Origin of the sequence: uncultured Brachyspira sp. (assembly GCF_944390595.1) — a bacterium.
Taxonomy (GTDB): Bacteria; Spirochaetota; Brachyspiria; order Brachyspirales; family Brachyspiraceae; genus Brachyspira.
Genome location: NZ_CALXRN010000154.1, coordinates 1 through 6,203, shown reverse-complemented (window position 1 = coordinate 6,203; position 6,203 = coordinate 1). Strand labels below are relative to the sequence as shown.

9 protein-coding genes are annotated in these 6,203 nt (G+C 26.3%); 6 read left to right on the top strand and 3 right to left on the bottom strand.

Features of this window, described 5'->3' with window-relative positions:
• Positions 1–130: 130 nt before the first annotated feature.
• Both Q0J90_RS09200 and def read right to left on the bottom strand, forming a co-directional pair.
• The gene (locus Q0J90_RS09200; RefSeq protein WP_297277618.1) at positions 131–793 is read right to left on the bottom strand and encodes an HAD family hydrolase; all 663 of its coding nucleotides are present in this window, start codon (positions 791–793) and stop codon (positions 131–133) included.
• 11 nt (positions 794–804) lie between these two features.
• Positions 805–1,368: a peptide deformylase gene (gene def / locus Q0J90_RS09195; protein ID WP_297277617.1), complete on the bottom strand. Its 564-nt coding sequence runs from the start codon at positions 1,366–1,368 to the stop codon at positions 805–807.
• A gap of 179 nt (positions 1,369–1,547) precedes the next feature.
• Here def and Q0J90_RS09190 point away from each other — a divergent pair, with 179 nt between their 5' ends.
• The 6 genes from Q0J90_RS09190 (at position 1,548) to Q0J90_RS09165 (ending at position 5,522) form a co-directional block, all read left to right on the top strand.
• Positions 1,548–2,204: an HAD family phosphatase gene (locus Q0J90_RS09190; protein ID WP_297277616.1), complete on the top strand. Its 657-nt coding sequence runs from the start codon at positions 1,548–1,550 to the stop codon at positions 2,202–2,204.
• 5 nt (positions 2,205–2,209) lie between these two features.
• Complete coding sequence (locus Q0J90_RS09185) at positions 2,210–3,268, top strand: tetratricopeptide repeat protein (protein ID WP_297277615.1); 1,059 nt, start codon at positions 2,210–2,212, stop codon at positions 3,266–3,268.
• A 136-nt stretch (positions 3,269–3,404) separates the two neighbouring features.
• Complete coding sequence (gene flgB, locus Q0J90_RS09180) at positions 3,405–3,833, top strand: flagellar basal body rod protein FlgB (RefSeq protein ID WP_028329805.1); 429 nt, start codon at positions 3,405–3,407, stop codon at positions 3,831–3,833.
• A 30-nt stretch (positions 3,834–3,863) separates the two neighbouring features.
• Entirely contained in the window at positions 3,864–4,325 is a 462-nt protein-coding gene (gene flgC / locus Q0J90_RS09175; RefSeq protein WP_008724603.1) for a flagellar basal body rod protein FlgC, read from the top strand.
• A 28-nt stretch (positions 4,326–4,353) separates the two neighbouring features.
• On the top strand, positions 4,354–4,722 hold the full coding sequence (fliE, locus tag Q0J90_RS09170) for a flagellar hook-basal body complex protein FliE (RefSeq protein WP_297277614.1): 369 nt from the start codon (positions 4,354–4,356) through the stop codon (positions 4,720–4,722).
• A gap of 17 nt (positions 4,723–4,739) precedes the next feature.
• A complete protein-coding gene (locus tag Q0J90_RS09165) occupies positions 4,740–5,522 on the top strand; it encodes a hypothetical protein (RefSeq protein WP_367173883.1) in 783 nt (260 codons plus the stop codon).
• Here the strand turns inward: Q0J90_RS09165 and Q0J90_RS09160 are convergent.
• Positions 5,511–5,858 carry a cytochrome C biogenesis protein gene (locus tag Q0J90_RS09160; protein ID WP_297277612.1) on the bottom strand — a complete coding sequence of 116 codons (348 nt, stop codon included), beginning with the start codon at positions 5,856–5,858 and terminating at the stop codon, positions 5,511–5,513. The genes Q0J90_RS09165 and Q0J90_RS09160 overlap by 12 nt on opposite strands.
• Positions 5,859–6,203: the final 345 nt, after the last annotated feature.

The window sequence follows — 6,203 nt, the reverse complement described above, 5'->3', positions numbered from 1 at the left end:
ATTTTGGTGTACTTAAAATTCTTATTTTTCATATTGCTACTGTTAATTAATACTAATAAATAATTTATTCTAATATACAAACATTTTTTAGTATTGTCAAGTATGTAATTTTCTTTTTTTTTATAGTAATTTAATTTAAATAATCGGAAACTTCAAAAATATAATTTAAGTAATAATTGTTTTTTAAATTTAAAAGAATATTTTTATCTGTTATTCCGTATAGTGCTAATAATACCTTTATCTTAGAATTAACGGCGAATTCATAATCAGCTATGCCGTCTCCAACCATAATTGTATTATTTTCAAGAAGATTAAAATCCTTTTTTAAATTGTACCATATATTAGCATCTGGCTTTCTATAAGGATAAAATCCGTCTCCAATAACAGCTTTAAAATAATTAATTATGTTTAGTTTTTCTGCTGTTTTGATTGCTATATCATTCGGTTTGTTAGTAATGATAAACATATTTATGTTTGATTCATGTAACTTTTTTAAAGTATCATAAACACCATCATAAAGCTTAGTATTATCTATACAATGTTCTTCATAATATTTTACATAAAAATTGTATACATCATCTTCAATACTATTTAAATATTCTGTATTATGTTTACCATTATTAATAGCACGCTTTATTAACATTCTAGCACCATTTCCTACAAATTTATGTGCTTCTTCCATTGAAATACTTTCTAAATTAAAATGCTTCAAAGTGAAATTAACGCAGCAATATATATCGTATATGGAATCTGCTAAAGTGCCGTCTAAATCGAATATTATATTTTTAATCATAATCAATTATATCAGCTATTTTGTAATGCTTGTCTATTGTTAATTTTTTTTATACCGCGTACAGTATTATTTCTAAGTTCTTTTAATTCTTTTTTTAATCTTCTTTTTTGATAGGATTCTAATCTATCTATAAAAGATATTCCATTTGTATGATCTATCTCATGCTGAAGTACTTTTGCTATATAGTCTTCTGCTTCTAAGATTTGTTCATTTCCTTCTTTATCTAAATATTTTACTTTTATTTTTTGATATCTGGCAACATCATCTCTTATTTCTGGGAAAGATAAACAGCCTTCTTCCAATATTTCCATTTCATCTGAATGCCAAATTATTTCCGGATTTATAAGCGCCAATTTGAAATCCGGCTTTTTCTCATCATCCAAATCAGGTACAGATATAACTATTAATCTTTTCAATATTCCAATTTGAACAGCTGCAAGTCCCACTCCGCGTTCTTTATACATAGTTTCAAACATATCATCTATTAAAGTTAATATTTCATCATCTATCTTTTCTATCTTTTCTGATACTTGCTGCAGTCTTTCATCTCCGTATATTACTAATTCTCTTAGCATATTCTCTCCTAAAATTATATATATATTACATTTGTATTCTTTATCAATTAATTAATTATATAATATTAAATTTTTTATTTATAGTCAAGCTATTTTCTTTGGCAGTTTACATAATTTTTTATACTTAAATTTATTAAATTCCTTTGACAAATGATTTTTTTGTAGTAGAATACAATTATATGAAAGCAGCATTTTTTGATTTAGATAAAACTATATTAAATAAAGATTCAATAGTTCCATTTATGAAATTCTATTTAAAAAAGAATCCTAAAAGTTTTATACATTATATTATTTTGATACCGTATTTTTTATTATTTGTTTTTAAAATTATAGATAATGAAAGCGTAAAATACAGAATAGCACATATATTTAAAAATATTGATATAGATTTCGGAGATAAAATAGGTAAAGAGTTTGCTGATACTGTAGTTCCAAATTTGTATTATAAAGATGCTTTGGAAGAGATAAAAAGACTTAAAAGCAAAGGGTACACTTTAATTTTGGTAACTGCGAGTTTTGAAATTTATGCTAAATATATAGCAAGTAATTTAGGTTTTGATAAATGTTTCGGTACAGAATTATGGACTTTTAGAGGAAAATATACAGGCTATATGTATGGAAAAAACTGTTATGGTAAGGCCAAAAGATACAGATTATTTACAGAGCAATTATTTCCAAATTATAGTTATAAAAATATAGCATATAGCGACTCCATAAGTGATTTACCTCTTTTTAATTTTGCCGACACTAAAATATGTGTTAATCCGGATAAAAGATTAAAGGAACATGCTTTAAAAAATAAAGATAAAGGTTTTATAATAGCCGAATGGAGATGAATTATATGCCTGTTAGTAATTTAGATAATGAAATTAAAGATATTTTAAAAGAAAATAATGAAATTGTTGTAGAGAAGATAAATAATTTAATAGAGTTAAATAATATTGATTATGCTAAAAGATTGGCATTAGAATTGATAAAGAAGGATAATAAATATAAATACGGTTATTTAGTTTTGGCTGATATTTATTATGAGGAAGAAAATTATAAAGCTGTAATAGAATTGATTGATAAAGCTCTTGAATATATAAAAGATGATAAGGAATTGCTTGAAAACAAGATAGACGCTCTTATAAGCACTTATCAGTATGATGATGCTAAAAATGTAATAGAAAAGCTTATAAGTTTAGGCGATGTTAATTCCAGTGTTTACGGAGAGTATGGAATTATTCTTTCTATGGAAGGAAAATATGAAGAAGCTATAGAAAAGTATAAAAAAGCTATATCTATATATAATAATGATATATTGTCTATGATTAATATGTCAGTTTCTTATAAAGCAATATACAAATATGATTATGCTCTTGATATTTTGGAAAATGCATTGAATATAAGCGGTAATGATATAAATATTATTAACAGAATAGCTGATATTAAATATTTAAGAGATAATGCTAAATTTAATATTGGTAATTTAGTTTCTATTCAAGCTAATCCTGACAGATTTCATTTATTAGTTCCTGAAAATTTTAATGCTTTTATAGGCGGAGCCGTATTAAAAATAGAAAGTCCGGATAATAGAATATCAATAATAATAAGCTACAGTGATAAAAAATACGACGAAAAAGGTATAAGAGAACTTTTCGACGGATTTAAAAGCAGAAGAGGCGAGCTTTATTCCATAATTACTCCTATATCAATAAAACAAAGAGAAAAACATGATGACTTATTCGCTGAGTTTATATTCACTTCAAAAATAAATAAAAATGATTTTTTCAATGCAATAGCGGTAGCAGGCAAAGGCGAAGAATCCATAATACTCACTATTTCATCTACAGTTATAATAAGCAGCAGTTTAATATCATTTGCTAAAGATGTTATGAATAGTTTGTATTTTAAGTAAATTCTATAAATATGATTTTATTTTAAAAAATATCATATTCTTGATTTATTTACATAATATATAAAAAAATATTAAAGCACTTTTTCATTAAACCGACAATAGTTGTAAGTATTATCTTATTTAGGAGTTAAAACCTATGAGTATGTTTGCTGATACAACCTATGCTAAGACTATGACGGTAGCTAAAAAACTTTTGAATGTTTACGGACTAAGAGCTGAGGTTATAGCGGATAATATAGCAAATGTATCTACTCCGAATTTTAAAAGAAGCGATGTAACTTTTGAGTATCAGCTTGCAAGAGCTTTAGATAGTGAAAAGTATGACGGTATGGAAGCTAAAAGGACAGATTCAAGACATTTTCCTTTCCACATGCCTATGGATTATAAGCAGGTTACACCAAATCTTACAGTGGATTATGACACAAGCTATAGAAATGATAAAAATAATGTTGATATAGATAAAGAAATGGCTGAAGAAGCTAAAAACACTTTACGTTATCAAATGTTTACACAAATAGTTAATGCTCAGTATAGAGAAATTAGAAGAATGATAGGAAATGCTTAATTAATTTATCATTCTTGAAGGAGACAGTAAATGGGAATATTTTCAATTATCAATACATCAGGAAGCGGTTTAACTGCTCAAAGAACTAGATTAGATGTTATAGCTGATAATATAGCAAATGTTAATACTACACGTACAACAGAGGGCGGAGCTTTCAGAAGAAGCAGAGTTATATTCAAGCCTAGAGATGACGGCAATAAATATAGAAGTCCTTTCTTACCAGAGGCATTGCAGCCTAATGTTGGTACAGGAGTAAGAGTTTTCAGCATAGAAAAAGATATGGAAACTGCAACTAGATTTGTTTATGACCCTTCACACCCAGATGCTATTAAATATGGTGAAAAAGCAGGATATGTTGAAATGCCTAATGTTAACCCGGTTACAGAAATGGTTGACATGATGGAGGCTTCAAGGGCTTATGAGGCAAACTCTACTATGATTCAGTCTGCTAAAACTATGTTTGGAAGTGCTTTGAATATAATTAGATATTAATGAATAATTTGTGTATAAGGATATTTTTATGAATGTTAATAATGTGATGAGTTCTTATAGTGTAAATACAAAAACTGGAAATGTAGGCGATAATTACGGATTTGTATTAAAAACTACAGATCCTAGACATTACGGACCTGCTCAGCAGATTAGAAGAAGTTCCGGCAATGATTTAATCAGCAATTTCGGCACAATGTTAAGCGATGCTATTGATGCTGTTAATCAGAAACAAGTTGATAGAGATAATATAATAGTACAGGCTGGTATAAGACCGGATCAGGTAGATGTATCTGATGTGATGAATGCTATTGCTGAAGCTGAATTATCACTCAGTTTTACAAAAGCCGTTGTTGATAGAGCCGTTAGAGCATATCAAGAAGTAACAACTTACAGATAATAATAATTAAAGTAATAATGAACAATAATAAGCTGTTCTCCTTCAAAAAAGAGTTATTAAGGGCAAGCGTTTATGGTTTAATAGCCATAGCGTTTGCCAACTTAATTTTTTTCTCAATCTATAATAAAAATCAAATATATATCACCATAGCATTAATAATATTAGAAATTATCACACTCGTTTTTATGTATATTGATGTTGCAGGAATTAATAAAAGAAAATTAAATTTTATAAAATATAATTCCATATTTGAACATGAATTAAATAAAACAGCAGCTAAGGATCACATAATAGACAGATTAAGATATTTCGGATATAGTATGTATTCTGTCAATTCATCAAGGATTTTTATTAATGCAGAAGTTATTAAAAATAAAAAGTCTTTAATCATACATGCCTATTATTTCTTTTTAATTGATATTGATAAAGACGGCGAAGCTGTTTTGAATAATATAAAAAATGAGTTAAATGAAATATTTGATTTATATATAGATGATAATCAAAAACTTTTCAAAAAAGATGATAATGAAAAAGAAAAAATATTAAAAGCTAAATTATACAATCATGCTGTATTCATTTTCATGGGAGATAATATTCCGGAACGTATAATAGAAATGTCAGAATACGGATATACAAAAGAAAAATTATTAAATACAAATGCTCAAATATTTACAGTATCATATTTGCCTAGTAAAAATAAATTATATTTTGCTGATGCAGTAGAAAATATTATAAATATTCAAAAGTTTCCAAAAAATGATTTTGTTTATATTATAAAAGATATATTTTCAATAGTTTAAATTCACATCAAACTTATCATTCAATAAAGGTATAATATTTATAACAGGCTCTTCATAAGGATGAACTTCTTTTATAACATTTATTATATTAGGTATATTTTTAGCATCGGTTGAAAAGCCTACCATATCCTCAGGAGCCTCTGATATTTCATTAACTTTTCCGTCAAAAGGATTAGCTCCTTCAAGAGGACGCCAATATCCTGTAATTTTTGTAACAGTCATTACATTATCATAATTTCCAACTCCCAAAGCTCCTATATTATTTAAAGCCTCTCTTAATTTTTGAGTGTACTCTGCAGGTATGTATATTTCTATTTTTACTTTTTTGAAATTCATTTTTATATCTCCGTGATTTTTGCTATATTATAATATACTTAAAAAATATTTAAATACCAGCTTGACATAATCATATAAAATATTATACTTGGCTTAGTCTAAAAACATACTATTAATATGTAAAAATCTTATAAGTGGGTAGTAAAATGTTTATTTGTTTTTATAGTGTTTTATTTAAACTATTAATAGATATTTTTATATCCTCTAAATTTCGTTTAACTCATTATTTTTCTTTTCTATAGAATTGGTATAAAAGACTTAATTATATTTTCTTAATTTGTATGTTCTTGATTTTAAGGAATAAAAAATGGAACTTAATCATAAAACTTTAATAGATAACAGCAG

Bases quoted from the DNA above. Each gene is read 5' to 3' on its own strand.
- Q0J90_RS09200 (WP_297277618.1), bottom strand. From the start codon at position 793: ATGATTAAAAATATAATATTCGATTTAGACGGCACTTTAGCAGATTCC.
- def (WP_297277617.1), bottom strand. From the start codon at position 1,368: ATGCTAAGAGAATTAGTAATATACGGAGATGAAAGACTGCAGCAAGTA.
- Q0J90_RS09190 (WP_297277616.1), top strand. From the start codon at position 1,548: ATGAAAGCAGCATTTTTTGATTTAGATAAAACTATATTAAATAAAGAT.
- Q0J90_RS09185 (WP_297277615.1), top strand. From the start codon at position 2,210: ATGCCTGTTAGTAATTTAGATAATGAAATTAAAGATATTTTAAAAGAA.
- flgB (WP_028329805.1), top strand. From the start codon at position 3,405: ATGAGTATGTTTGCTGATACAACCTATGCTAAGACTATGACGGTAGCT.
- flgC (WP_008724603.1), top strand. From the start codon at position 3,864: ATGGGAATATTTTCAATTATCAATACATCAGGAAGCGGTTTAACTGCT.
- fliE (WP_297277614.1), top strand. From the start codon at position 4,354: ATGAATGTTAATAATGTGATGAGTTCTTATAGTGTAAATACAAAAACT.
- Q0J90_RS09165 (WP_367173883.1), top strand. From the start codon at position 4,740: ATGAACAATAATAAGCTGTTCTCCTTCAAAAAAGAGTTATTAAGGGCA.
- Q0J90_RS09160 (WP_297277612.1), bottom strand. From the start codon at position 5,858: ATGAATTTCAAAAAAGTAAAAATAGAAATATACATACCTGCAGAGTAC.